The organism is Myxococcus sp. NMCA1 (assembly GCF_026810205.1).
GTDB lineage: Bacteria > Myxococcota > Myxococcia > Myxococcales > Myxococcaceae > Myxococcus > Myxococcus xanthus_A.
In genome coordinates this window covers 8,163,806-8,188,042 of record NZ_CP113950.1, presented here as the reverse complement: position 1 = coordinate 8,188,042, position 24,237 = coordinate 8,163,806, and the positions used below count along the sequence as shown (strand labels likewise).

The following is a 24,237-nucleotide window of genomic DNA, read 5'->3' as shown; positions in this document are numbered from 1 at the left end:
TCCTACTCCGTCGTCGCCGGAGGCTGTAATGGCGGAACGCCTGTGGGCTTGCCGTGGGCGTCGAGCGCGACGAGCACGAAGCGGCCCCTCGTTCCGAGCTGACGGTCCCCGGTGAGCAGGTCCTCCGCGTAGAGGTCCACCTCCACCGTCATGGACGTGCGGCCCGTGGCGACGATGCGGGTCTCCAGCTCCACGAGCTGGCCCTGCCGCACCGGGACATGGAAGTCGACCCGCTCGCTGCTGGCGGTGACGACGGTGCGCCGTGCGTAGCGCGAGGCCCCGATGAAGGCGGCCTTGTCCATGAGGGCCAGGGCCTGTCCGCCGAAGAGGGTGCCGTAGTGGTTCGTCTGCTCCGGGAAGACCATCTCGATGAGGCTGACCTCGGTGATGTGTCCCGCTTCGATGCGCTGCTTGGGGGAGGGCTCGGGTGTCATGCAGGGTCCTGGGGTTCAGAGGGAAGGAAGTTCGCGGCGTGGGACATCCGGGCTGTCGCGAGGAATGAGCCGCAGCAGGTCAGGGCGCGTGCCGACCAGCAGCCGCTGTGCATCCCAGCTCCACACGTCGGTGGTGTGGGGAGGCGGCGGCCCGCCGAAGGTCGGCAGCTCGGTCCAGGGCAGGTCCGTCAGCAGGTCGCCATGGCGTGACAGGACATCGGCGAGCGCATCCAGCGAGTCGATGACGCCCGATTCTGGGCCGGTGCCCGTGATGCGGTAGCCCCAGGTGCGGGGCGCGGCCTCCGTGTCGAGGAAGATGCGGAGCGCTCCGTTCGAGCCGTGCGCGCTCACGAGCCGCGCTCCAGCGTCAGCGCGAGCCCCTGGCCGACTCCCACGCAGAGCGTCGCCATCCCGCGCCGGACGTCCTGTCGCTTCATCGCATGCACCAGCGTGGTGACGATGCGAGCGCCACTGGAGCCCAGCGGGTGCCCCAGGGCGATGCCGCCTCCGTGGACGTTGACGCGCTCCGGCGGCAACGTCAGCTCCTGGATGCAGGCAAGCGCCTGCGCGGCGAACGCCTCGTTCAGCTCCACCAGGTCCACGGCATCCACGGCCCATCCCGCGCGCTCCAGCGCCTTGCGCGACGCGGGTACGGGGCCCATGCCCATGTAGCGAGGGTCCACGCCCGCGCTCGCGCTGCTCACGTAGCGCGCCAGCGGTGTGGCTCCGGTGGCGCGCAGGGCCTTCCCGCTCATCAGCAGCACCGCGGACGCGCCGTCATTGAGGGTGGAAGCGTTGCCCGCCGTCACGCTGCCGCCCTGTCGGAACGCCGGCTTCAGCGTGGACAGCCGCTCCAGGGAGGTGTCCGCGCGGGGCCCTTCATCCGTGTCCACGCGCAGGGCCGCGCCCTTGCCTTGAGGCGCCTCCACGGGGACGAGCTCGTTCGCGAAGCAGCCCGCCGCCTGGGCCGCCACGGCCTTGCGGTGCGAGGCGAGCGCGAAGCCGTCCTGCGCCTCGCGGGAGATGCCGTACTGCTCCGCCACGTTCTCCGCCGTCTCGCCCATCTGCTCCAGCGGGAAGCGGGCGGCAAGGCGCGGGTTGGGATAGCGCCAGCCCAGTGCTGTATCCCACGTCTCCCACTTGCCGGACGGGAAGCCCTCCTCGGGCTTGGGCATGGACCACGGCGCGCGCGTCATGGACTCCACGCCGCCCGCGAGGACGATGTCGGCCTCGCCCACCTGAATCATGCGGCAGCCCTGGATGACGGCCTCCAGGCCACTGGCGCACAGCCGGTTGACGGTGACGCCGGGCACCGTGTCGGGCAGCCCGGCCAGCAGCAGCGCCATCCGCGCCACGTTGCGGTTGTCCTCGCCCGCCTGGTTGGCGCAGCCGAGGAACACCTCGTCCACCCGCGCGCCGTCCAGGGCGTTGCGCTGGAGCAGCGCGCGGAGGACGTGGGCGGCCAGGTCGTCCGGCCGGACACCCTTGAGGGCGCCTCGGAACCGGCCAATGGGAGTACGGACCGCGTCGACGATGAAGGCGTCGTTCATGAAGGCTCCGTGGGTCGTTCGCTAGAGGTAGAGACGCTTCGGGTCGAGCTTCTCGCGCAGCAGGCGCAGCACGGCCGTGTCGGGCTCGGTCGCCATCCGCAGGGAATCGGCGACGCGCAGGGGCCAGCCACACGCGGCGCGCACCTGGTCCACCGTCACGCCGGCGTACACCTCGGCGAGCACCGCCTCGCCGGTGGCGTCGAAGTCGAGTACGCCCAGGTCGGTGATGATGCGGGTGGGGCCACCGCCGGGCATGCCCAACTCCGCGCGGCTCTTCCCATGGACCCGGTGGCCCGGGCTGGTGACGAAGTCGCACGTCTCCACGAAGGTGCGCTTGCTCATCCGCATGACGATGAGCAGCCGCCGCGCGTGGACGGCGATTTCACACGCTCCTCCGCTGCCGGGCAGCCGCACCTTGGGGTTCGCGTAGTCACCGATGACGGTGGTGTTGATGTTCCCCCATCGGTCCACCTGCGCGCCGCCGAGGAAGCCCACCTCGATGAGCCCCCGCTGGAGCATGCATTGGAAGATGTCTGCCTGCCCGACGACGGCCAGCGAGTCCGTCACCAGTGACGGGTCGCCAATGGACACCGGCAGCCGCTCTGGAATGGCACCGACCGCGCCGGATTCGTAGATCATGAACAGGCCCGGGGCGTGCGTCTCCCGCGCCAGGTTGCACGCGAGGTTGGGCAGGCCGATGCCCACGAAGACAACGTCCGCGTCCCGCAACTCCTGCGCGGCGCGATAGGCCATCCGCTCGGAGGCGGTGGGCGTCGCCGGAAGCTCAGTAGCCATAGTCCACTCCCTCGCAGACGCGCGCCTTCGCGCGCAGCTTGTCGAGCAGCCCTGTTTCGAGCCGCGCGAGATAGCCCTGCCGGTCCTTCACGCCGTAGACGAACTCCTCCAGCCAGGCGCGGTACGTCTCCGGCTGGCGGGAGATGTCCTCCCACTTCACGTAGAAGTCGTTGTCGCGGTCATGGAACCCCTGCACGAAGCTGGGGTGGCAGCCCCACGGCTCGTGCACCACGTGGCTGACGATGATGCCGGGCACCAGCGTGCGGTTGGGGTCCTTGCGGATGAGCTCGGTGGAGACAATCTCCTCCGCGACGACAATCACCTTCTTCGCGGCGAAGGCCACTTCCTTCTGGGAGCCCAGCAGGCCCCACACCTGCGCGTTGCCTTCCGTGTCGGCGCGCTGGCAGTGGATGATGGCCACGTCGGGCCGGAGCGCGGGGACGGCGGCCAGCTCCTGCCCGGTGAAGGGGCAGGTCACCGCCTTGATGGACGGATTCACGCGGGCGATGTCGCCACCGGCGTAGTTGTTCAGCGGCCAGAAGGGCAGACCCGCGCTGCCCGCGAGCAGGCGGGACAGCAGCCCGAAGTGGGAATACTCCTCCAACTCCAGGCGCTCGGGAGACGACGCCTCGCTGCGCCGGCGCAGCGCGTGGAGGCTGCCCACGCCCGGGTTGCCCGCCCAACTGAAGACGAGCTTGCGCACCGCGCCCGCCTCGATGAGCTGGTCATAGACGAGGTCCGGCGTGAGGCGGATGGCCGTGAGGCCCCGGCGTCCCTGGCGGATGATTTCATGGCCCGCCGCGAAGCAGATGAGGTGCGTGAAGCCATCAATCACCAGCGAGCTGCCGTCCTTCACGGACTCGGCGATGGCTTCCTTCATGGAACAGAGCTTGTTCATCTCGCGGCCTCAGAGCTTCACACTCGCTGCGGCGGGTTGCGGGAGAGGGGACGCACGCGGGAGGGCCAGCTCGACCAGGCACTCCTCGAGGATGCGCAGCATCACGTCCACCTCGTGCCGGCCCACGACGAGCGGCGGCGCGAAGCGGATGGTGGACTTGCCGCATGACAGCAGCAGCAGTCCCTTGCGGAAGGCGAGCTGCTCCAGCTCGGCCACGTAGGCGCTGGCGGGCTCGCGCGTCGCCGGGTCCACGAACTCCGCGCCCACCATGAGGCCCACGCCCCGGACGTCGCCAATGACGGGGAAGCGGGCCTGGAGCTCGCGCAGGCCGCGCAGCAGGTGCTCGCCAGTGTCGCGCACGGAGTCGAGCAGCCCCTCCACCACGTCCAGCGTGGCCAACCCCGCCGCGCAGCACACGGGGTTGCCGCCGTAGGTGCTGCCGTGCGAGCCGCGCGGCCATGTCATCACCGACTCACGGGCGATGATGGCGCCCAGCGGCATGCCGGAGGCGATGCCCTTGGCGGACAGGAGGATGTCCGGCATCACGCCGAAGTGCTCCGCCGCGAACATCTTCCCCGTGCGGCCGATGCCCGACTGCACCTCGTCGAAGACGAGCAGGATGCCGTGGGCGTCGCAGATGCGGCGCAGGTGCTGGAGGAACGAAGCCGGCGGGATGACGTAGCCGCCTTCACCCAGGATGGGCTCCACGAAGATGGCGGCCACCTCTCGCGGGTCCACGTGGTTGACGAACCACTCCCGCTCCAGCATCAGCGCCGGGTTGCACGTGTCGCCGCACGTGTTGGGCGCGCAGCCGTTGGGACAACGGTACGGGTTCGCGTAGGGGATGTGGATGACACCGGGCAGCAGCGGCCCGAAGAAGGCGCGCTGCGCGACCTTGGAGGAGTTGAGGGAGATGGCGCCGATGGTGCGTCCGTGGAAGCCGCCCTTGAAGGCCACCACGTACTGACGGCGCGTGTGGTGCCGCGCCAGCTTGAGCGCGCCCTCCACCGCCTCGGTGCCGGAGTTCGTCAGGAAGACGCGCTTGGGCCCCATCTCCGGCAGGTAGCTGGCGAGCCGCTCGCACAGCCGGGAGAAGGTGTCGTAGTAGAAGTCGGTGCCGCAGATGTGCAGGAAGCGGTCGGCGGCCTCGTGGATGGCCTTCACCACGGCGGGGTGGGAGTGGCCGGTGGACGCTACGGCGATGCCAGCCATGAAGTCGAGGAAGCGGTTGCCGTCGACGTCGTACACCCATGGCCCCTCGCCGCGTTCGACGACGAGCGGGTACTCCTTGATGTACGAGGGTGAGCTGTAGCGCTGGTCCACCGCGATGATGGCCTGCGCGTTTGGCCCCGGAGGAGCCACCTTCACTTCGGGATAGAGCATGGTCATGAGGTCTTCCTGGCGGGGGCTTCAGCCCATCCGGGTCTGCGCCTGCTCGCGCATGAACTGGGCGACGTAGTAGGGGCCGCAGCCGCCCTTGCCGGACGCGCCGCTGCCCTTCCATCCACAGAACGACTGCACACCGGGCCACGCGCCTGTCGTCGCGCCGGTGCGGCGGTTGGCGTAGAGGACGCCGGCCTCGGCTTTGGCCATGAAGCGCTCCACGTCCGCGGCGTCGCGGCTGAAGATGCCCGCGGTGAGGCCGTACTCACAGTCGTTCGCCATCCCCAGGGCTTCGTCCAGCGTGCTGAAGCCCGTCACCCCGACGAAGGGCAGGAACAGCTCGTCCCGCATCAGCCGGTGCCCGTGCGACAGCGCCGCCACGGTGGGGGCGACGAAGTGGCCCTTGGCGAGCGCGCCCTCCAGCCGCAGCCGCTCTCCACCCGCGATGATGGCGCCGTCGCGGCGCACCTCGTCCACCGCGCGCTCGAAGCGCTGCACCGCCGCCGCGTTGATGACGGGGCCGGTGAACACGGACGCCAGCGACGGGTCTCCCACCACCGCGTCCCGGGCCTTCTTCGCCAGCCCATCGGTGAAGTCGTTCAGCAGCGATTCGTGCACGTAGATGCGGGACAGCGCGCTGCACTTCTGGCCCGACAGGCCGAAGGCGGAGCGGAAGCAGCCATCAATGGCGGCCTCCAGGTCCGCGTCGCGGCAGACGATGGCCGGGTTCTTCCCACCCAGCTCCAGGAAGCACGGACGCACGCGGCCGGTGGACATCACCTGGTGGAGGTTCATGCCCACGGCCTTGCTGCCGGTGAATGACACTCCGTCCACGCCGGGGTGCCGCACCAGCGCCGCGCCCAGCGCCTCACCTTCGCCGTGCACCACCTGGAAGACACCCGGGGGCAGGCCCGCGTCCGCGAGCGCCTGGTACAGGCCCTCCGCGCACCAGGGGGCCTCCTCGCTGGGCTTGAGGATGACGGTGTTGCCACCCAGGAGCGCGCCTCCGCTCATGCCCGCCGCGAGCGCCAGTGGGAAGTTGAAGGGCGAGATGACGGCGAAGACACCGTAGGGCCGTAGGACGCTGCGTGTGTCCTCGTTGGGCGACAGGCGCGCCATGGGACGGACGAAGCCCTCCGCCTGCTCCAACTGGCCGGCGTAGTAGCGCAGCAGGTCCGCGGACTCCTCCACGTCACCCAGCGACTCCAGCCGGCTCTTGCCCACTTCCAACGTCATCCGTGCCGACAACTCCAGGCTGCGCTCGGAGATGAGGTCCGCGGCCCGGCGGAGGATGCGCACCCGCTCCTCCCAGGCCGTGGCGCCCCAGCCGCGCTGGGCGTCTCGCGCCACGCGCACCACACGGTCCAACTCGCTGACGGGCGTGCGGTGGAAGGTGGCGAGCAGCTCATCCGGCCTCGCAGGGTTGCGGCTCTCCAGGAGGTCGTCGCTCCGGTATGCCTCGCCGGCGATCCACGACGGCAGCGCTTCGCCCAGGCGCCCGCGCACGGTGGTGAGCGCCTCATCGAAGCGCGCGTGCAGCGTGGACATGTCTGCGTCCAGCACCGAGTAGGTGATGCGGAAACTCATGGCTCCCTCCGGAAGTAGTGGTTGATGCCCTGCGCGAGCGTGTCGACCAGCGCGTCGACCTCGGCCTCGGTGATGACCAGCGGGGGACCCAGCATCAGCAGGTCCCCGTTCGTTCCGTCCGCGTGGCCGGTGTTGGACCAGAGGACGAGGCCACGCTCGAACAGCTCGGCCATCAGTCCCTCCACCACCTTGCGCGAACGGGGGAAGGGGCGGCGGCTTTCGATGTCCTCCACGAACTCGACGCCGGCCATCAGTCCCACGCCCTGCACCGAGCCCACGTAGGGCAGGGGCAGCAGCGTCTCGCGCAGGCGCCGCTGGAAGTGGGCGCCCACGCGCGCGGCGTGCGCCACCAGGTCGTGCCGTTCGTAGTAGTCGAGCACCGCCAGCCCGGCTGCCGTCATCGACGGAGCCTGGAGGTAGGTCTGCGCGTGCATGAAGCCGCCAGAGCCCTGCCGCATCTCCTCCAGGTGCGCCTGCCGCACGAGCAGTGCGCTCAGCGGCGCGTAGCCACCGCTGATGCCCTTGCCGAGCACCAGCAGGTCCGGGGTGAAGTCGAACACGTCACTGGCGAAGAAGCGGCCGGTGCGTCCGCAGCCGCACATGACCTCGTCGGCGATGGTGAGGATGCCGTACTTCCGGCACAGCGCGCTCACGCGCTCGAAGTATCCCGGCGGTGGCGGGGAGGCTCCGGCGGAGGAGCCAATCACCGGCTCCGCGATGAAGGCCGCGATGGTGTCCGGGCCCTCGCGGAGGAGCGTCTCCTCCAACATCCGCGCGTAGTGCTCCGCGCCGTCGCGTGTATAGTCCTCCAGGCCGGAGCGATACGGGTAGGGCGCGGGCGTGGCGACGACCTCCGCCAGCATGGGGCCGAAGAACTGCTTGTAGTGGGGCCGTCCCGACAGCGAGAGGGCATAGAGCGTGTTGCCGTGGTAGCCAGGCACGCGCGTGATGACCTTCGTGCGCTGGGGCTGCCCGCGCTCCACGCAGAGCTGCCGGGCGAACTTCACCGAGGCTTCCACCGCTTCGGAGCCCGAGCCCAGGAACGCGGCGCGCTCCAGGCCCGGTGGCGCGAGCGCGCACAGACGGGAGGCGAGCTGCTCCGTCACCTCGGTGGTGAAGTGGGTGCCGTTGACGTAGGCGACGCGCAGCAGTTGCTCGTGGATGCGGTCCACTACCTCGCGGTTGCCATGGCCCACGCTGGCCACGAGCGCGCCCGCGGAGGCGTCCAGGTAGCGCTTGCCGGTGGCGTCGAAGAGGTGGACGCCCTGGCCGTGTGTCACCACGGGGAAATCGCGCGCGAGGTTGCGCAGCAGCACATTCCCTTGCGGGTAGCGCACGCCCTGCCTGCCTTCGTCCCGCATCGTCCGTCCTCCACGCAGCGCGGACGACCGAGGTCGCCCGACAGGGCTCCCGCGTGGAAGAAGGGTTGTCACGATGCACGCGTGTCGGCGCACACCAGGCCCCGGAGGAGCCCACGGACCGACCTTCGCCCCCACGGGCGACTGGACACACGAGCGGGGTTGGGTCGGAAAAGCCGAGGCGCGCGCGAAGACTGGCTGGAGGCTCCAGCGCTGCTCGGACCTTCCGGCCGTCCCACGCGGCTCCAGGTCGAAACCGTCCGTGGATTTCTCCCACGAACGGATGCGGGCAGGTCTTCGGGCTCGTGAGCACTCCGGCCGGAGCCGGGTTCCTACTGCTCGTCGCTTCCCAGCTCCCAGGGGGAGCCAGTGCGTGTGACGAGGTTCGTTCTCACTTACCGCTGCGGGGCAGCCCCGGATTCACACCGGGTTCCCTTTTAAGCCCAGGCCAAGGCCCAGGCACCAACATGGGGCCGTATGTACTGTCGGCCTTCTTGGACTGTCAAGGCGCGCGGACGCGCCGCGAGGGAAGGCCGCTGGAGGTGTTGAGCGAGTTAACCTCTCGTGGAGATGCGTGTTCCTGCCTGGAGACGGGCCGCGACTACGGAGCTCCAGACGTCATGACCGCACCGCTGACTCGCCGCCATCTGCTGCGCGCCCTGGGAGTGACGGGCGCGGGGCTCGTTTGTGCTCCGGGGTTCCTGGGGCGGGCGCTCGCCGCCAGTCCAGCGTCAGTCGCTCGCCGCACGCTGGTGACAGTCTTCCTGCGCGGAGGCGTGGACGGGCTCTCGCTGGTGCCGCCCATCGAGGATGCGGCGTACCACCGGGCGCGCCCTTCGCTGGCACTGCGGGAAAGCGGGCCGGATGCCGCGCTGAAGCTGTCAGGGCCGTTCGGTTTGCATCCGAGGCTCGATGCGCTGATGCCGCTGTGGCACGACGGCCGGCTGGCGGTGCTGCATGGCGTGGGACTGCCGGAGCCGGTCCGCTCCCACTTCGACGCGCAGGACTTCGTGGAGTCCGGAACGCCAGGGCGCAAGTCGACGCCGGATGGCTGGCTCAACCGCGCGCTGGAGGAAGAGGAGGGCGCCGCGCTGCGCGCCGTGGCGCTGCAACCCACGCTGCCCCGAGCGTTGTTCGGAGACGCGGGGGCGCTGGCCATGGGGCGGCTGGAGGAGTTCCGGTTGCGAGGCGGACGCCGAGGGGAGGAAGCCACCCGAGGCTTCAGTGCGCTCTACGCGGGCGCCGTGGACGAGGCGCTGCGGACGACAGGGCAGGGCGCATTCGAGGCGATGGCCCTGCTGGACGAGGACCGGCTGGCGAAGCTGCCTTCGCGCGCGACGGTGGTGTATCCGAAGGGGCCGCTCGGGCAGCGGCTGCGGGACATCGCGCGGCTCATCCACGGAGAAGTGGGGCTGGAGGTGGCGGCGACGGAGTCGGGCGGCTGGGACACGCATGCCGCCCAGGGTGCCGCGACAGGGGCATTCGCCAACCGTTGTCAGGAACTCGGAGGTGCGCTCGCGGCCTTCGCCGCGGACCTGGGGCCTCGGCTGGAGCAGGTGATGGTGGTGGTGTTGACGGAGTTCGGCCGCACCGTGCGGGAGAACGGCAGCCGCGGAACGGACCACGGTGTGGGCAGCGCGATGCTGGTGCTGGGCGGCGGCGTGAAGGGCGGCAGGGTGTACGGACGCTTCGATTCGCTGGTGCCGGAGCGCTTGCAGGACGGGCGCGATGTGCCTGCATGGACGGACGTGCGCGCGCCGTTGGCGGAAGCCCTACGTGCCTGTCGGCCCGGTGTGGAGTTGGCGAGGGTATTCCCTGGCTTCACTCCGCCTCCGTCACTGGGCCTGTTTGGATAGGCGCTGCGCTCGGCGTCTCGGCGCCAAGATGACAGCTCCCGTGGCTTGTTCATGCCGTGTGAATTCGCTGTCAGCGCGTTATGCAAACTCTGCCAGCTATCGAAATTTATATGGAGTTTCGCCTTTCTCGGTTTCCAGGGAGCCCCCCGACACTGAAGCCACGGTCTGGTGGTAGTGTGCGTCGAGGAAGGCCCACAGCCGGACGTTGACTTCGTAGAGGCTGGCCACTGGCCCAGGCGCGCGCAGGCGGTAGTCAGCGTGTCGCCACGGTAGGTGGCGCCGTTGTCCAGATAGAGGGCGTCGGGCTTGCCGTGCCGGCTAGACTTCCTCGAACTTAGCACCCGTGACCTTCGCGCGCTCCAGGGCGGCCTTGATGTCCTCCGAAACAATGAGAGCCCCGGTCCACCCCCACGTGCGAAAGACCTTGGCGTCTCCCACCTTCGTGGGGTCAATCCGCATACCAGCCACACTTCGATACTTGCCGACTTTTTCCGGTCGGCCATCCTCTGGCTTCCAAATCAGAATCTCTCTTGATGCCTTCTCGTCGATGCACTTGATAAGCTTTGTCGCCACCAGGACTTGGTACTCGTCTGGGCAGCCCTCGATATCCACGGGTATCAGTTGCACATCATTGGAGGCCATTTCCGCGAAGATGGTGGCCACCCTGAAGTGGACAATGGGTGCTCTGCCGACGCCTGCTGTGCTGTAGTCCTTGCGCTTTCCTGCCTCCCGGATTGGGAACGTCATGCAACCGGCAGGACGGATCGGCCGCCCCTTGATGAACTCCCAAATGTCTTCGACCTCGTGGCCCGCTTTATCCACCGGGTCTCCGAGGTACCAGTTTCCGCCCTTCATTTCGTCGTCGAGCCAGAAGTATCGAGATCGTTTCGGCATGGTGCGCCTCCTAGCTACCCCACAGGCCGTTTCATCAAAAGCCTGTAGACTTCCGTTCCTCGATTCTGGGCTTCTTTGGCGAGCAGGCGCAGCTCACCCGTGAGCGCCTTTCGGCACTCAGCCACTTTCCGGCAGTCCTCCAATGCATCAAGCAGCCGTCTATGGATGAATGAGTGATACTGCTCGGTGTGTGGCCCCTTGTGACCCGGGATCTCGACGATGTTCTCGGGGTCCTTCAGCTCCATGCCGGCCTTCCTGAAGATGTCTCGGAAACGCGGTGTCCAGGGGCCGCCGCGCAGGGCGGAAACTTCGTTCTTGTCCGTGGCGAGGTGGTGACGCTGTCCCCTTCCCCGGCTTGCCATGGCGACGGCGTTGGGGGCGAGCGCAGCGGTGAAGCCCTCCGCCGTCAAGGCGACGGACCGCACACTGCCCACCGCTGCGTACTGGATGCCCGCTTGAGTCTCCACAGCCATCGCCGCTTGCGCGGAGCCCGGCAACCCCGCTGACTTCGCGGCTAGCCCTGCGGTGTTTCCAATGGCGGCCGTGGCCAGCATCACGAAGACGCGCGCCGCATTCTCCCCGAGGACTTCTCCGTAGGTCTCGCCCGCGGTACTGAGCTGCTCGAAGGTCGTCGCCTGCTCCACCGTCCGCACCAGGGTCAGCCACCCGTCCAACAACCGCCACACCGTGTCCACACCCAAGTAGGCCATGGCCACGGCGGTCAGGGTCGCGGCCACGCCCTTGGAGATGGGCTCAGGTAGCGCCCAGAGCAGGAGGTACATCGTCGCGGCCGACGTGATGGTGGCCATCACGGCACTGGGGTCCGTCATGCCCTCCAACGCCTCGGCAGTCTCGTCCCACACGGAGTCCATGGCGATGGCCAAGGCCAACGTGTATTTGCCGTCACTGGCCAGCAGCGGCCCCTCGTCTAGTAGCCGCAAGCAGTCCCCAGGCTGGTCCTTCCTCTTGCACCACTGGCCATAGGCGCGCGTCAGCTCGTCGTCCGCGTAGGACTCCAGCAGGTGGGGGTCGTCCGCATCCTCTGACCGCTGAGGGATGAGCCGCAGGGGGTGCTGCTCGTACCGGTACACCCCACCACGTGATGGCACGCCGAAGAGGGCTCGGGCCTCCTGCATGGGGTTGCGCCAGGGACGCACGTCCCGGGCAAGCTCCGCGATTGCCTCCTCATATTCATCGTCGTCCAGCTCGGCCGCCCCCACTTCGGAGCCTGGTTCCTCGCGTGGGGTGACGACGAAGGTGTCAGGCCCAGTATCCAGCCGCACGGCCCGACCCGTAGTGCAGCCAGTGACAATCATCAAAAGGAGTAACGGCACTGCCCAGCGAGGCGTCATGAGGTGGTCCTGGCGAGGGCCCACCGAATGGCAGGCACAAACAAGCAATACCTTGAGTCAATGACAGATCGCCGCACCTCCGTCCGGGGCAAACAGGGGAGCGGCATTCCTCCGCCGCTCCCCTGCGCAGACCACGTCCGTACTCACGTCGAGCCGCCACGGCCCTTCCGCGTCAGCTCACGTCTCGTCGCTCAGCGGCAGCAGGCAATGCGCCCGCAGTTCGTATAGAGACAGGTGAGCTCGTTGGGCGTGGGGGGGGCGGGGCAGGAGGCCTCGGCATCGCCGCCGGTGATGAACGCCAGCGTCGCATCCTCCAGCTCCATGACGGACGCGGGGCTGGCCGGAAGCGCGGCGCGCTCCGCGTCGGAGAGGCTGTCGTAGTAGTCGGCGTCACGCCAGGCGCGGAGGATGTGGTTCTTGTCGCTGTGGCTCATGGTGCTGCTCCTCTTGGGTTGTTGGGGGGTACTGCCAACGGACCGCCAACCCTCGCGGTGCCGGAGTTCGTCGGGTACGAAGCCGCTTCACGAGATGGGAGGGGCCACGGAGAGCACGTCCGCCACCCGCTCCGGCGCCGCGAGCCGCAACAGGCCGTGGGCGATGCCCGCGAGCCCCACCATCAGCCCTGGTGTCTCGATGCTGTCGGGCAGGCCATGCTGATAGCCGTGCGACTCGATGCCCTGGAGGATGCCGCCCGCGAGCTGATAGGTGCGCCGCAGCAGCGTGTCATCGTGCAGTGCGCGCGCGGCCTCCAGCAGGAAGAGCACGTTGCCCAGGTCGCCATGACACAGGCCGTGGTTGTAGCCGAGGCCTCCCGCGAGCGTGGCGCGGACCGCCGCCGCGATTTCCTCGCGCACCCGGTGGTCATCGAGCAGCGGCAGTCCGGAGATGCGCGCCAACCCGATGCCGGGTGCGCCATTGCACCAGCCACACATGAAGGCCGGCCCATCACCGCCGTGCATCCCTGCGTCGGCGCGGAGGTCGGGCCAGTCGCCGGCCTCGGGCCAGAACTGGCCACGCTCGTACGCCAGCACCTCCATTGCCGTAGTGTGGAAGCGGGACTCTCCCGTGACGGAGGCCAGCCTCAGCAGCGCCAGCGCGATGCCCGCTCCTCCATGTGCCAGTCCGCACAGTGCCTGTCCGCCGGTCGCGGGTGAAAGCCAGCCCAGACCCTGGGACTGGGGCGTGGCCGTCTGGAGCAGCTTCTCCCCACAGACGTGCGCCAGTCGTGACGCTCGCTCGGAAGGATGCTGCCCCACGAGCGTCAGCAGGCCGAGCAGGGCGCCCGCGCAGCCACTGCCCAGGTCCAGGTGCTCGTCCTGCTCCACACGGGAAGCCATGGCGTCCACGAAGGACTCGGCGGTCGCGAACAGCGCGCGTTCCCCCCACAGTGCCCCCAGGTGGGTCAGGGCGTAGAGAATGCCGCCCCAGCCATTGAGGATGCCCACGCCACGGACCTGCGTTGGCGCGGCCTCCAGGCGCCAGGTCAGGTGGCGCAATGCGCCTCGGGCCGCCTGCGTGAAGCGTGCTTCGCCCGTCAGGGCACCGAGCTGCGCCAGCACCAGCGCGATGCCTGAGAGCCCCTGGTAGAAGTCTGTCCCCACCTGGACGAGCCGCCACTCCTCCGTGTCGGACCTTTCGAGCGACAGCCAGTGGGAATGTCCCGCGCCGGAGAACGACAGGGCCACCAATCGCTCTCCCGCGCGCCGTGCGGCCGCCAGCAGCGTGTCTGGATGCGCGGGCTCGGGTGGCTCGTGGAACGGATAGCGGGGGCGGGCGCCGGGGCTTGCCGCCAACCGGACCCGGTCGAGCGCGTTTCGCAGCAAGCCGAGCTGCCGCTCGTGGTCATCCGGCGACAGCTCCGCCAGGCGCCGTCGCGCTCGTTCCAAGCCGGAGTCGTCGAAGAAGCCAGGGAGGTGGCGGCCCGCGCCTGACCACAGGTCCTTCGAGCCGGGCAGGGCGGTGAAGCGGGGGATGTCGCCGCGCTGCAATTCCTCCTGCTCGAAAGGGATGAGGGCCGCCAGGTACGGGCGCTCCTTCACGGCGAGCCAGAGGTGGTCGAAGAAGCGCTGCCGGTCCAGCGCATCCCCCATCGCATGGGGGTGCATGCTCTCGTGCAGAAGGGCGTCGTAGCTGGCCGTGCCGCGAAAGAGCACTCGCACGGGCGCGTGCTCGAAAGCCGCGAGCGGCCCTTCAGGGGCGAGCAGCGCGTCCCGGTGCTCGGCGAGCAGCCGGTACAGAGTGGAGAACCCCTGTGCGAGCGCGTCCGCCTGCACCGCCACGGAGACGTCCTGTCCTTCCATGCGAGGACGGTTCGCCGCGCCTGGAATCTCCATCCGCCGCCGCTCGAAGCGGAGCTGGTCCGTGCCGTGCGCCGTCGCTACCAGGTAGCCCAGTGGCGTGAGCTGTCCCTCGCTGGCGCCCAGGGCGCTGAAGTCCACCTCCGTGCCGTCTTTCGCGCGCCAGGCGGGTTGGGGCAGCAGCCCGCTCTTGAGCACCGTACCGTTCAGCACCGCACCGGGTTGCTTCTCCACGTCCCGGATGGAGGCGGCGAGCGTGTGCGGATGGAAGAGCGTCTCCAGGTCCACCAGGACGGGGTGCTCGCCCACCGCGATGAGGTTCTCGTAATGGATGTCGGTGACGTCCAGCGCGTAGAGCAGTGCGACGAGGGCGCCTTGCCGCAGATGGAAGCGCCGCACTTCCTCGGCCGACTGGCAGGGCGCGGCCTCCACGTACTCCATCCATCCGTAGCCGTCCGAGGAGAGGACCTCCACCGTGCGCAGCGGCGGCGTGAGGCCGCGCGCGTTCAACCAGGAGAGGAGTTGCTGGAAGGCGGCTTCCGCCGTGAGCGGGCGCGGCTTGTACACGAGCCGCAGGCCCGAGGCGAAGCGGAGCAGGAAGACGGTGCGTCCACCTTGGTGCGGGTCTGACAGACCGCCTTGGGCCTCCACCAGCGGGCCGGGAGGAACGCCGCCGTGGAAGCGGTGCCACAGCGCGGCGGCGTCCCGAGCCAGCCGCTGCATCAGCTCCACGCCCGTGGCTTCCCACGCGGTGATGTACTCCACGGCTTGCCGCGCGAGCACCGGGTAGCGGGCAAGGATGTCGAGCGCCACGTCGCGTCGCCGGAGGTGCTGGGCGAAGTCCTGGAAGCGCGCTTCGGGCGTGTCTCCCTGGAGCCGTCCTTCGAGCTGAGCGATGCGCAGCTCCACCGCGAGTGTCCGTCCCAGCAAGGGCAGCAACATCCGCGGGAGCGGCGCGAGCAACACGCGAGCCGCGTGCTCTGGCTCGAACGGAGCTGCGGGCATGTCACGCAGGCAGGTGTCCAGGGCGGAGACGAGCCGTGCGTGTGCCTCGTGGACAAGTGGCTCGACCAGTCCGAGCAGGGCCGCGCCCGGTGGCGTGGGCTCCGGCCAGGAGAAGGGCGGCGATACCTCTGACGTGTAGGCCTGTTCGATGACGCGTTGCCACGGCGGAGGCGCTCCCATGCGTGCATGCAGCGCCTCCGCGGGTTCCCCCAGGAGGGTGTGCAGCTCCGCTTCCGTCAGCCCCGAGGCTCGCAGGCGCTGGGCCCAGAGCGAGTCCCGCGTGAGGGGCTCTTGTTTGCGCCAGCGCTCCAGCCTGCGCCGCGCGCGTGCCTCGTCCACCGCCTCCGGAGTGCCGCGCATCCGGAGCGATGGCAGCCGTTCTTCCAGGGCATGACCCAGCACCCAACGAGACGTCACGCCTTCTCCAATCCAGGCAGCGGCCTGGGGTGTCCGAGTCGTCCTGCGGCGTGTCTGTGATAGGGCTTCCGAACGCTATCGTGGCATTGCCGTCGGTTCGGATGCCAGTGGTCCTGGCTGGGCGGGGTGGGGATGACGGGTTCTGTCCATCACGGGCGTGACGCCACTCGCCGTCGCACCGCGTTGCGAACTGCGGCACACTGGGCCAATGCTTCGGCTGCGCCGCATGCTCATCCTCATCCTGACCACCTTCGGATCCATCTACCTCGTGTTGTGTGTGGCGGTGTTCGCGCTGCAGCGCTCCTTGCTCTACCCGGCCCCCAAGGGCACGCCGCCGCTGGCGGAAGGTGACGGCTTCAGCCGCCTCCCGTTGGAGGGAGGCCTGTACGTGGACCTGTTCCACCTGCCGGCGCCTCCGGGCGCGCCCACGGTGGTGCACTTCCACGGCAACGGAGAGGAGGTGCTGACGCAGATTGGCCTGGGCAACTTGATGCAAGCGCGGGGGCTGGGCTTCCTCACCGTCGAGTACCCGGGCTATGGCGCGTCACCGGGGCGTCCCACGGAGGAAGGCATCTACGCCGCGGCGGAGGCGGCGCTCGTCTGGCTGCGCGCGAAGGGTGTGAGCGCCGAGCAGACGGTGCTCAGTGGCCGCAGTCTGGGGACGGGCGTCGCGGTGGAGATGGCGCGGCGTGGGCACGGTTCCCGGGTCATGCTCGTGAGTCCGTACACGTCCATCCCGGACATCGGGGCCACGGCCTTTCCCTTCCTGCCCGTCCGCCTGTTGGCCCGGGACCGGTATGACACCGCGTCCAAGGCCGCCGCCGTGAAGCTCCCCGTGCTCATCATCCACGGCGAGGAGGACACCCTCATCCCCGTGGACATGGGGCGCCGGCTGGGCACGCTCTTCCCCCAGGCCGAGGTGGAGACGGTGGCCGGGGCGGGGCACAACGACGTCCTCGAGGACCCCGGAAAGGTCTACAGACACCGGATGGCGTCATTCGCGCTGGGAGAGCCCTGAGCGGCGGAGTCGCGTGGATTTGACGATGTCTGTCATTGTCTCCGGTCAGGCAGCGGCTCGCGGCTGTCTGGCTTCAATGTCGACACATGGCGACATGGCGCCGCACCGGGGCGGTGTCGAAGGGGACCGGGCGCACGGCCCCATGAGCGCTTGGACAGGACCGCGCTCTGGCTTGCTCGAGTCCGCCGCGACTCCTACGCTCCCTGCCGCCGGCGCAGTCCTTGTGCCGGCGTCCACCGGGAGCCCGCCACATGTCCAACCCTACCTCGCCCGTCATCGGCATCATTGGTGGCAGTGGCCTGTACCAGATGGATGGCCTGACGGACGTCGAATGGAAGAAGGTGACGTCCCCTTTCGGTGAGCCTTCGGACGAGCTGTGCTTCGGCACGCTCGGAGGGCACCGCGTCGTCTTCCTGCCGCGTCACGGGCGAGGCCACCGGCTGGCGCCGACAGACATCAACTTCCGCGCGAACATCGACGCGCTCAAACGCAGCGGGGTGACGGACCTGCTGTCGTTGTCCGCCGTGGGTGGCCTGCGCGAGGAATACCCACCGGGCACCTTCGTCGTCGTGGACCAGTTCATCGACCGGACCTTCGCCCGGGACAAGAGCTTCTTCGGCACGGGGCTGGTGGCGCACGTCTCCATGGCGAAGCCGGTGTGCTCGCGGCTGGGGGACGCGGTGATTTCCGCGTGCGAGGGCCTGGGCGTCGTCGCGCGCCGGGGCGGCACGTACCTGGCCATGGAGGGGCCGCAGTTCTCCGCCATCGCGGAGAGCCACCTGTACCGGAGCTGGGGCTGTGACGTCATCGGCATGACGAACATGCCGGAGGCCAAGCTCGCGAGGGAGGCGGAGCTCTGTTACGCGACGGTGGCCATGGTCACCGACTTCGACTGCTGGCATCCGGACCATGACGCCGTCACGGTGGACCAGGTTGTCTCCGTGCTGCTGGGCAACGCGGGCAAGGCGAAGGGGCTGGTGAAGAACGTGGTGCCGCTGCTCGGGGCGCATACCGGCCCCTGTGCCCAGGGCTGCCACAAGGCGCTGGACCACGCCATCATCACCGCGCCCACGGCCTGGGACGCCGCGATGGTGGAGAAGCTGTCCGCGGTGGCGGGCCGGGTGCTGCGCCGATGAAGGTCCATGGCAAGCCGATGCGCTCCATCTGGCTGGCGCCGGACGCGCAGGCCGCGGAGGCCATTGACCAGACGCGGCTGCCGCATGCGCTCGTCACCGTGCGGCTGACGACGCTGGATGAAGCCGCTCATGCCATCCGGAGCATGCAGGTGCGCGGCGCGCCCCTCATCGGTGCCACCGCGGCCTATGGCGTCTGGCTGGCTTTGCGCGCGGATGCCTCGGACGGCGCGTTGGAGCACGCGCTCGCGGTGCTGCGGGGCACGCGCCCCACCGCCGTGAATCTGCACTGGGCCCTGGATGACATGCGTCAGCTCCTGGCGCCGCTGCCTCCCGCTGAACGGGTGGCTGCCGCGCTGCGCCGCGCGGAGGCCATCAGCGATGAGGACGTGGCCATCAACCGCGCCATCGGTGCGCACGGCCTGAAGCTCCTGGAGGACGCCTGGGCGCGCAAGGGGCGCCAGGGCCGCCTGGAGGTGCTCACGCACTGCAACGCCGGCTGGTTGGCCACGGTGGACTTCGGCACTGCGCTCTCGCCCATCTACCAGGCGCACGACGCGGGCATCCCCGTGCACGTCTGGGTGGACGAGACACGCCCGCGCAACCAGGGCGCGCAGCTCACGGCCTGGGAGCTGGGGCAGCACGGCGTCCCGCACACCGTCATCGCGGACAACGTGGGGGGCCACCTGATGCAGCACGGGCAGGTGGACCTGTGCATCGTCGGCACGGACCGCACCACGGCCCAGGGTGACGTGGCGAACAAGATTGGCACCTACCTCAAGGCACTGGCGGCGAAGGACAACGGCGTGCCCTTCTACGTGGCGCTGCCCTCGCCCACCATCGACTGGACGCTGCGGGATGGGGTGCGTGAGATTCCGATTGAACAGCGCGACGGCGCGGAGCTGAGCGACGTCACCGGACGGTTGGCATCGGGCGAGGTGGCCACGGTGCGGATTACGCCGGAGGGGAGCCCCGCGGCGAACTACGCCTTCGACGTGACGCCCGCGAGGCTGGTGACGGCGCTCATCACCGAGCGCGGTGTGTGCCCGGCTTCGCACGACGGGCTGCTGTCGCTCTTCCCGGAGCGGCGCGGGAGGGCGGAATGAGCGGTGCGTGCGAGCACCTCGCCCTGCGCGAGTCGATGATTGCCACCGCGCGGCGGATGAATGCGTCCGCGCTCAACCAGGGCACTTCCGGCAACCTGAGCGTGCGGGTGGAGGCCGGCTTCCTGCTGACGCCCACCGGCATGGACTACGACTCGCTGGTGCCGGAGGACCTGGTCCTCATGCGCTTCGACGGCAGCCACGAGGGCCGCCGGAGTCCGTCGTCGGAGTGGCAGCTCCACCGGGACATCCTGGCCGCCAGGCCGGAGGTGGGCGCGGTGCTGCATGCGCACTCCATGTTCTGCACCACGCTGGCGTGCCTGCACCGGGACATTCCCGCCTTCCACTACATGGTGTCCGCGGCGGGCGGCACGGACGTGCGCTGCGCGCCCTACGCCACGTTCGGCACGGCGGAGCTCGCGGCCCATGTGCTGGCCGCGCTGGAGGGCCGCAAGGCCTGCCTGATGGCGAACCACGGCATGGTGGCGGTGGGCAGGGACTTGCCGGCGGCCTTCAAGCTGGCCGTCGAAGTGGAGACGTTGGCCGCCATGTACTGGCGGGCGCTCCAGGTGGGTGAACCGGTGCTGCTGGACGGCGCGGAGATGGCGCGCGTCCTGGAGAAGTTCAAGACGTACGGCCAGCAGCCGACGCCCCCGTCGCGCGAAGGGTGAGGACCGTCACCTCTGTCGGCACGCCGATGCGGAAGGGCAGCCAGTGCCCCGTTCCGCCGGACACGTAGAGCTGGTGGTCGCCCTGGCGGTAGCGGCCCAGCATGTACTTGAAGGCGAACCAGAAGGCCGGGACGCCCAGGAAGGCCACCTGTCCGCCGTGGGTGTGACCGGCCAGCGTCAGCCGGGCGCCGCGCTCAGCCGCGAGCGGGAAGAAGTCAGGATGGTGCGTCAGGCAGAGCACCACCTCTTCGGGCGCCACGTCGCGGAAGCCGGCTTCCGCGGACTGCTGCATGCGCTCCGCCTTCACACGGTGACTGCGGCCGGACATGGGGTAGTCCACGCCCACCACGCGCACGCGCTGGCCGGCGTGCTCGAAGGCATGGGACGTGTCCACCAGCAGGCGCACGGGGCCGCCTCGCGCCTCCACGTCGGCGTAGGCCTGGCGGATGGCCCCCAGGCCGCGCCAATGCTCGTGGTTGCCCAGGATGGCGAGCATGCCGTGGCGGGCCTTGCACTCCGACAGCGCCGCCATGGTGCCGTCGAGCTGGTCCAGGTCGTCGATGAGGTCTCCCGTCATCACCTGGAGGTCCACCTTGGCGTCGTTCATCGCCCGCACGGCGTCTTGCAGGTACTGGGTGTCGATGAACGTGCCGACGTGGACGTCCGTAATCTGGCCGATGCGAAACCCGTCCATCGCCGGAGGCAGGCCGGGGAGGTGGATGTCGACCTCGCGGACGGAGAACTGCGTGTAGCCGTTGGCGATCCCCACCGAACTCGTCCCGGCCGCCAGCAGCGGCACCGCGCGGCCGGCGTTCGTCAGCAGGTTGCGGCGCGCCATGTTCACCGGCGGGGCGGGGTTGGCCTCGGGCGCGGTGAGGGGCGGTTCCTTACGGGCGGGCCGGTCCAGCCACCTGCGCAGCAGGAGGAAGGGCGCGCCAGTGAGGACAATCATGATGATGGCGACGGACCAGCCCACGGAGAAGACGCGCAGGGCCGCATCCCCCACGGGAAGCTGCGCGTGCCGTCCGGCCACCGCGGAGTAGAGCCACGCGACCAGGGACAGGAACGTCCCCAGCGCGAAGACGCCCAGGCGCCACTTCCGGAGCAGGCCGGGCCACAGCGACCGGAGCACGGCCCAGGCGCCGACGTTGAAGACGAGGAGGAACAGCAGCCTGCCCATTTACGGTGCTCCCTTGGCGTGAAGGGGAGCAGTCATAGCTGGGGCGGGCGACATGCGCCGCATGAAGTGGCTGGAGGACAGGGGCAGGGCAGTCATCTGGCGGGCGTGTGGGGAAGCATGCGGTGGAGAGGCCCGCTGCCGGGCCGCTCCCCTGGATGGCCCATCTACGCTTGGAGTGGGTGTCCCATTCCTCAGCACGTCCGCCTGTCGAGGCAGGCCTCCTCCAAGTTGGAAGAGACGTTTCATCTCACAGGGTCTCCCACCTGAGGATGCGGCCCGCTGACCTGGTGGAAGGAACGTTCCGTCCACGCGGCCCCTGCCCGGGGACGAGCCTGGTGCGTGGAAGGAACGTTCCGTCCCCGGGCCCCTCAGTCCCGGCTTGGACTGGCCATCCGCAGGTGGGCGTGGAGCGTCTCCGTGCGCAGGTAGAGGAACTGGGCATCGCCAAAGGCCAGGGCATCGCCGTCGTTGAGCATCCGCTCCTGGTCCGGTCCCAGCGCCGAGGCGTTGACCCAGGTGCCATTCATGGAACCCAGGTCGCGCACCGAGCAGTCACCGGCCTGTGCGTGCCACCGCAGGGTCGCGTGGTTCTTGGACACGGACGGGTCGGGTACCACCAGGGAGCATCCTTCGATGCGTCCCACGGAGAGCTCCTCCCCCTCCGTTTCTGGCCGGAGGAAGTGGACCTCCAGGGCATCGAACCCGCGCAGCATGACGAACAGCCGGTCCACGAGCCGTGTCCGGTGGGCCATGCCCACGGTGCGTGCCTCACCGAGCCGCATGGCCACCTGTTGGAAGACGGGCTCGGGAGGTTGTTGGACCAGCACGACGCGGCCGGATGCTTCGAGGAAGGCCTCCAGGGTTGCCAGGGCGAACGGGCGCAGTTGCTTGACGGACGGCATGGTGCCCGCACCTTAAACCGCGTTGCGGGAAGTTGGCGCAGGACTGCCGCCCTCCCTCGCGGAGTGTCCACCGTCTGTCGGGAGCCGCGCCGTCCTTCCGCTCCATGACGCGCGCGACCTTTCCGGGGGGGAATGCGTCCGCTTTCATCGCGTTGGGGCAGCTGAACCCCTTCCGCGAAGCCCTCCAGGAGCGACGACATGATGATGCGGATGAAGCGGTATGGCGCTGGACTGTTGACGGCAGGGCTGCTGGCGGTGGCTCCCGCCTGCGGCGACTCGGATGAAGGCGCGCCACCGGACGCGGGATTGCCCGACGCGGGGCGGCCCGACGCAGGCGACAGTGGGATTCCGGATGCGGGAGACAGCGGCACGCCCGATGCGGGTGAGGAGCTGCCTCCGCTGATGGTACCCGCGGGCTGCAACCCGCTGGCCTCCGAGCATGACTGCCTCCTGCCATACCCCTCCGACTACTTCCTCGAGGAGGATGCGGCGCTGCCGTCCGGTCACCGGGTGCGGCTCTCCGATGCGGCGAAGCTGAAGGCACCGGACGGCGCCGCGTTCGACTTCACGGACCTCCACCCGGCGGACGGTTACTCCCATGGCACGCAGGTGCTCGCGCTCTTCCCGGACGGCGTGGATGACGCGCGCCTGCCGTCGGTGACGAGCCCTACCGCCGCGACGAACGGGAACACGGTGTTCCTCGACGCGGAGCGCGGCGAGGGCGTGCTCCACTTCGCGGAGCTGGACCCCAGGGCTCCGGACGACGCGCGCCGCGCATTGCTGCTGCGGCCCGTGGTGCGGCTGCGCAACACGGCCCGCTACATCATCGCGCTGCGCGGGCTGACGGCGGAGGACGGCACGCCCGTGCCGGTGCCCGAGGGCTTCCGGCGCATCCGGGATGGCCAGACGGCGGGAGACCCGCTGCTGGCGCCCCTGGCCGCCAGGTACGAAGCGGACATCTTCCCGGCGCTGGAGGCCGCGGGTGTGCCGCGCGCGGAGCTCCAGCTCGCGTGGGACTTCACCACCGAGTCACAAGAGGGCGTCACGCGGGACATGCTCCAGGTGCGCCGCCTGGCGATGGAGGCGCTGGAGGCCACGCCCCCCGCCGTCACGGTGACGGACGTGCGAGATGACGTGGACGCCAACGTCGCCCGGCGCATTACCGGCACCTTGCGGGTCCCGCTCTTCCTGGAGAGCGACCAGCCCGGTGCGCTGCTCGCCCGTGACGAGGAAGGCCGTGTGCGGCGCAATGGCGACGCGGAGGTGCCTTTCACGCTCCAGATTCCTCACAGCGTCTGGGGGCAGTCCGTGGCGCCGGTGCGCTTCGTCCAGTACGGCCACGGCTTCTTCGGTCGGCAGGCGGAGGCGGATGGTTCCTTCGTCCGGCCCTTCATCCAGGCCACGCGGATGGTGGTGCTGACGGTGGACTGGTGGGGCATGTCGCAGACGGACGCGCCGGGCGTGCTCCAGGCGATGGCGGGCAACCCCGGCCAGACGATGCGCTTCACCGACCGCGTCCACCAAGGCATGGTGAACCAGCTCGCCGTGACCTACGCGGCTCGGACGACCTTGGGGGCGCTGACCGAGCTGCAGGACGACGGCGTGCGCGTCTTTGATCCGGAGCAGACGTACTTCTACGGCATCAGCCAGGGCCACATCCTGGGCGGCACGTACGTCGCGCTGTCGCCGCACGTCTCACGGGCCGTGTTCAGTGTGGGCGGGGCGGACTTCTCGCTGATGATGTTCCGTGCCCGGCCCTTCGGCATGTTCCTGGATGCGATTGCCCAGACGGTGCCGGACGCGCTCGACCAGCAGAAGTTCGCGGCGCTGACGCAGACGTCCTTCGACCGCATCGACCCGCTCACCTATGCGCCGCACGTGCTCGGCGACCTGTATCCCGGAGCGCCCGCGTCGCGCCGGGTGCTGGTGCAGTACGGCCTGGGGGATGCACAGGTTCCCAACGTGGCCACCGAGCTGCATGCCCGCGCCATGGGATTGACGCAGCAACTGCCCTCCACCTGGCGCGTGCCCATGCTGCCCGCGGAAGAGGGAACGGTGGAGGGCTCGGCGCTGGTGCAGTTCGACTTCGGGCTACCGCCGCCGCTGCCCGGCACCGTGGCGGACCTGCCGGCCGCCGACAATGCCGTTCACGAAGGCGTGCGCCGGGACGACGACGGACGGGAGCAGGTGGACCGCTTCCTGCGTCCGGGCGGGCAGGTGGAGGTCACCTGCGACGGCATCTGCCTGGGTGGCAACTAGCGCAGGGCCAGAAGTTACCTCCGCGCGTCAGCGGCGGACGCGTGGAGGTAACGCCGGCTCCTGATGCCATGCTCAAGGGGCAGATGCGGCTCCGCCCCGCGAACGACTTGTGCGGAGGTGCGCTGTCCCCTGTGCCGTGTACACC

Annotated in this window: 20 protein-coding genes and 1 riboswitch; of the genes, 6 read left to right on the top strand and 14 right to left on the bottom strand. The window is 69.5% G+C overall.

All coding sequences use genetic code 11. The annotated features are described in order from the left end of the window. Nucleotides 1-2: 2 nt before the first annotated feature. Genes OZ403_RS33815 through OZ403_RS33780 form a run of 8 tightly spaced genes read right to left on the bottom strand, consistent with a single transcriptional unit; the run spans nt 3 to nt 8,008 of the window. Nucleotides 3-434, bottom strand: coding sequence for an acyl-CoA thioesterase (locus OZ403_RS33815; protein WP_140800001.1), 432 nt, complete (start codon nt 432-434; stop codon nt 3-5). Between the two features lie 15 nt (nt 435-449). Further along, nucleotides 450-785, bottom strand: coding sequence for a hypothetical protein (locus OZ403_RS33810; protein ID WP_140800000.1), 336 nt, complete (start codon nt 783-785; stop codon nt 450-452). Further along, nucleotides 782-1,984 (bottom strand): thiolase family protein, encoded by a 1,203-nt coding sequence (locus OZ403_RS33805; protein WP_140799999.1) that lies wholly within the window; start codon nt 1,982-1,984, stop codon nt 782-784. The genes OZ403_RS33810 and OZ403_RS33805 overlap by 4 nt, the downstream gene beginning before the upstream one ends. A 21-nt stretch (nt 1,985-2,005) precedes the next feature. Then, entirely contained in the window at nt 2,006-2,779 is a 774-nt protein-coding gene (locus OZ403_RS33800; protein WP_237079967.1) for a CoA-transferase subunit beta, read from the bottom strand. Next, on the bottom strand, nt 2,769-3,677 hold the full coding sequence (locus OZ403_RS33795; protein ID WP_140799998.1) for a CoA transferase subunit A: 909 nt from the start codon (nt 3,675-3,677) through the stop codon (nt 2,769-2,771). The genes OZ403_RS33800 and OZ403_RS33795 overlap by 11 nt, the downstream gene beginning before the upstream one ends. A 9-nt stretch (nt 3,678-3,686) precedes the next feature. Beyond that, nucleotides 3,687-5,066: an acetyl ornithine aminotransferase family protein gene (locus OZ403_RS33790; RefSeq protein WP_268782685.1), complete on the bottom strand. Its 1,380-nt coding sequence runs from the start codon at nt 5,064-5,066 to the stop codon at nt 3,687-3,689. A 21-nt stretch (nt 5,067-5,087) separates the two neighbouring features. Continuing rightward, nucleotides 5,088-6,647 carry an aldehyde dehydrogenase family protein gene (locus tag OZ403_RS33785; RefSeq protein ID WP_268782684.1) on the bottom strand — a complete coding sequence of 520 codons (1,560 nt, stop codon included), beginning with the start codon at nt 6,645-6,647 and terminating at the stop codon, nt 5,088-5,090. Next, entirely contained in the window at nt 6,644-8,008 is a 1,365-nt protein-coding gene (locus tag OZ403_RS33780; protein ID WP_140795332.1) for an aminotransferase family protein, read from the bottom strand. The genes OZ403_RS33785 and OZ403_RS33780 overlap by 4 nt, the downstream gene beginning before the upstream one ends. A 268-nt stretch (nt 8,009-8,276) precedes the next feature. Next, nucleotides 8,277-8,487: riboswitch (cobalamin riboswitch) on the bottom strand. 138 nt (nt 8,488-8,625) lie between these two features. On the opposite strand from OZ403_RS33780, the gene OZ403_RS33775 reads away from it, so the two are divergent. After that, a complete protein-coding gene (locus OZ403_RS33775) occupies nt 8,626-9,861 on the top strand; it encodes a DUF1501 domain-containing protein (protein WP_140799995.1) in 1,236 nt (411 codons plus the stop codon). Between the two features lie 318 nt (nt 9,862-10,179). On the opposite strand, the gene OZ403_RS33770 is transcribed toward OZ403_RS33775, so the two are convergent. The 4 genes from OZ403_RS33770 to OZ403_RS33755 all read right to left on the bottom strand — a co-directional run bounded on the left by OZ403_RS33770 (nt 10,180) and on the right by OZ403_RS33755 (nt 15,826). Continuing rightward, nucleotides 10,180-10,755: an imm11 family protein gene (locus tag OZ403_RS33770; RefSeq protein ID WP_140795330.1), complete on the bottom strand. Its 576-nt coding sequence runs from the start codon at nt 10,753-10,755 to the stop codon at nt 10,180-10,182. Between the two features lie 14 nt (nt 10,756-10,769). Further along, nucleotides 10,770-12,107: an AHH domain-containing protein gene (locus OZ403_RS33765; protein WP_140877376.1), complete on the bottom strand. Its 1,338-nt coding sequence runs from the start codon at nt 12,105-12,107 to the stop codon at nt 10,770-10,772. A 191-nt stretch (nt 12,108-12,298) separates the two neighbouring features. Then, nucleotides 12,299-12,541 carry a mersacidin/lichenicidin family type 2 lantibiotic gene (locus OZ403_RS33760; RefSeq protein WP_268782683.1) on the bottom strand — a complete coding sequence of 81 codons (243 nt, stop codon included), beginning with the start codon at nt 12,539-12,541 and terminating at the stop codon, nt 12,299-12,301. 87 nt (nt 12,542-12,628) lie between these two features. Next, nucleotides 12,629-15,826, bottom strand: coding sequence for a type 2 lanthipeptide synthetase LanM family protein (locus OZ403_RS33755; RefSeq protein ID WP_268782682.1), 3,198 nt, complete (start codon nt 15,824-15,826; stop codon nt 12,629-12,631). A gap of 208 nt (nt 15,827-16,034) precedes the next feature. On the opposite strand from OZ403_RS33755, the gene OZ403_RS33750 reads away from it, so the two are divergent. The 4 genes from OZ403_RS33750 to OZ403_RS33735 all read left to right on the top strand — a co-directional run bounded on the left by OZ403_RS33750 (nt 16,035) and on the right by OZ403_RS33735 (nt 19,751). Then, nucleotides 16,035-16,844: an alpha/beta hydrolase gene (locus OZ403_RS33750; protein WP_140795326.1), complete on the top strand. Its 810-nt coding sequence runs from the start codon at nt 16,035-16,037 to the stop codon at nt 16,842-16,844. 251 nt (nt 16,845-17,095) lie between these two features. Next, a complete protein-coding gene (locus OZ403_RS33745) occupies nt 17,096-17,980 on the top strand; it encodes an S-methyl-5'-thioadenosine phosphorylase (RefSeq protein WP_140799993.1) in 885 nt (294 codons plus the stop codon). Then, nucleotides 17,977-19,083 (top strand): S-methyl-5-thioribose-1-phosphate isomerase, encoded by a 1,107-nt coding sequence (gene mtnA / locus OZ403_RS33740; protein WP_140799992.1) that lies wholly within the window; start codon nt 17,977-17,979, stop codon nt 19,081-19,083. The genes OZ403_RS33745 and mtnA overlap by 4 nt, the downstream gene beginning before the upstream one ends. After that, nucleotides 19,080-19,751 carry a class II aldolase/adducin family protein gene (locus tag OZ403_RS33735; protein WP_140795323.1) on the top strand — a complete coding sequence of 224 codons (672 nt, stop codon included), beginning with the start codon at nt 19,080-19,082 and terminating at the stop codon, nt 19,749-19,751. The genes mtnA and OZ403_RS33735 overlap by 4 nt, the downstream gene beginning before the upstream one ends. Here OZ403_RS33735 and OZ403_RS33730 read toward each other — a convergent pair. Both OZ403_RS33730 and OZ403_RS33725 read right to left on the bottom strand, forming a co-directional pair. Next, complete coding sequence (locus OZ403_RS33730; RefSeq protein WP_140877368.1) at nt 19,705-20,931, bottom strand: metallophosphoesterase; 1,227 nt, start codon at nt 20,929-20,931, stop codon at nt 19,705-19,707. The two genes, OZ403_RS33735 and OZ403_RS33730, sit on opposite strands and share 47 nt — an antisense overlap. 368 nt (nt 20,932-21,299) lie before the next feature. After that, nucleotides 21,300-21,833: an FHA domain-containing protein gene (locus OZ403_RS33725; protein ID WP_140877366.1), complete on the bottom strand. Its 534-nt coding sequence runs from the start codon at nt 21,831-21,833 to the stop codon at nt 21,300-21,302. Nucleotides 21,834-22,031: 198 nt separating this feature from the next. On the opposite strand from OZ403_RS33725, the gene OZ403_RS33720 reads away from it, so the two are divergent. Further along, nucleotides 22,032-24,092: a hypothetical protein gene (locus OZ403_RS33720; protein ID WP_268782681.1), complete on the top strand. Its 2,061-nt coding sequence runs from the start codon at nt 22,032-22,034 to the stop codon at nt 24,090-24,092. The last annotated feature ends 145 nt before the right edge of the window (nt 24,093-24,237 follow it).

Excerpts from the sequence above, each read along its gene's own strand:
- OZ403_RS33815 (WP_140800001.1), bottom strand. The coding sequence starts at position 434 with ATGACACCCGAGCCCTCCCCCAAGCAGCGCATCGAAGCGGGACACATC.
- OZ403_RS33805 (WP_140799999.1), bottom strand. The coding sequence starts at position 1,984 with ATGAACGACGCCTTCATCGTCGACGCGGTCCGTACTCCCATTGGCCGG.
- OZ403_RS33800 (WP_237079967.1), bottom strand. The coding sequence starts at position 2,779 with ATGGCTACTGAGCTTCCGGCGACGCCCACCGCCTCCGAGCGGATGGCC.
- OZ403_RS33795 (WP_140799998.1), bottom strand. The coding sequence starts at position 3,677 with ATGAACAAGCTCTGTTCCATGAAGGAAGCCATCGCCGAGTCCGTGAAG.
- OZ403_RS33790 (WP_268782685.1), bottom strand. The coding sequence starts at position 5,066 with ATGACCATGCTCTATCCCGAAGTGAAGGTGGCTCCTCCGGGGCCAAAC.
- OZ403_RS33785 (WP_268782684.1), bottom strand. The coding sequence starts at position 6,647 with ATGAGTTTCCGCATCACCTACTCGGTGCTGGACGCAGACATGTCCACG.
- OZ403_RS33780 (WP_140795332.1), bottom strand. The coding sequence starts at position 8,008 with ATGCGGGACGAAGGCAGGCAGGGCGTGCGCTACCCGCAAGGGAATGTG.
- OZ403_RS33775 (WP_140799995.1), top strand. The coding sequence starts at position 8,626 with ATGACCGCACCGCTGACTCGCCGCCATCTGCTGCGCGCCCTGGGAGTG.
- OZ403_RS33770 (WP_140795330.1), bottom strand. The coding sequence starts at position 10,755 with ATGCCGAAACGATCTCGATACTTCTGGCTCGACGACGAAATGAAGGGC.
- OZ403_RS33765 (WP_140877376.1), bottom strand. The coding sequence starts at position 12,107 with ATGACGCCTCGCTGGGCAGTGCCGTTACTCCTTTTGATGATTGTCACT.
- OZ403_RS33760 (WP_268782683.1), bottom strand. The coding sequence starts at position 12,541 with ATGAGCCACAGCGACAAGAACCACATCCTCCGCGCCTGGCGTGACGCC.
- OZ403_RS33750 (WP_140795326.1), top strand. The coding sequence starts at position 16,035 with ATGCTTCGGCTGCGCCGCATGCTCATCCTCATCCTGACCACCTTCGGA.
- OZ403_RS33745 (WP_140799993.1), top strand. The coding sequence starts at position 17,096 with ATGTCCAACCCTACCTCGCCCGTCATCGGCATCATTGGTGGCAGTGGC.
- mtnA (WP_140799992.1), top strand. The coding sequence starts at position 17,977 with ATGAAGGTCCATGGCAAGCCGATGCGCTCCATCTGGCTGGCGCCGGAC.
- OZ403_RS33735 (WP_140795323.1), top strand. The coding sequence starts at position 19,080 with ATGAGCGGTGCGTGCGAGCACCTCGCCCTGCGCGAGTCGATGATTGCC.
- OZ403_RS33730 (WP_140877368.1), bottom strand. The coding sequence starts at position 20,931 with ATGGGCAGGCTGCTGTTCCTCCTCGTCTTCAACGTCGGCGCCTGGGCC.
- OZ403_RS33725 (WP_140877366.1), bottom strand. The coding sequence starts at position 21,833 with ATGCCGTCCGTCAAGCAACTGCGCCCGTTCGCCCTGGCAACCCTGGAG.
- OZ403_RS33720 (WP_268782681.1), top strand. The coding sequence starts at position 22,032 with ATGATGATGCGGATGAAGCGGTATGGCGCTGGACTGTTGACGGCAGGG.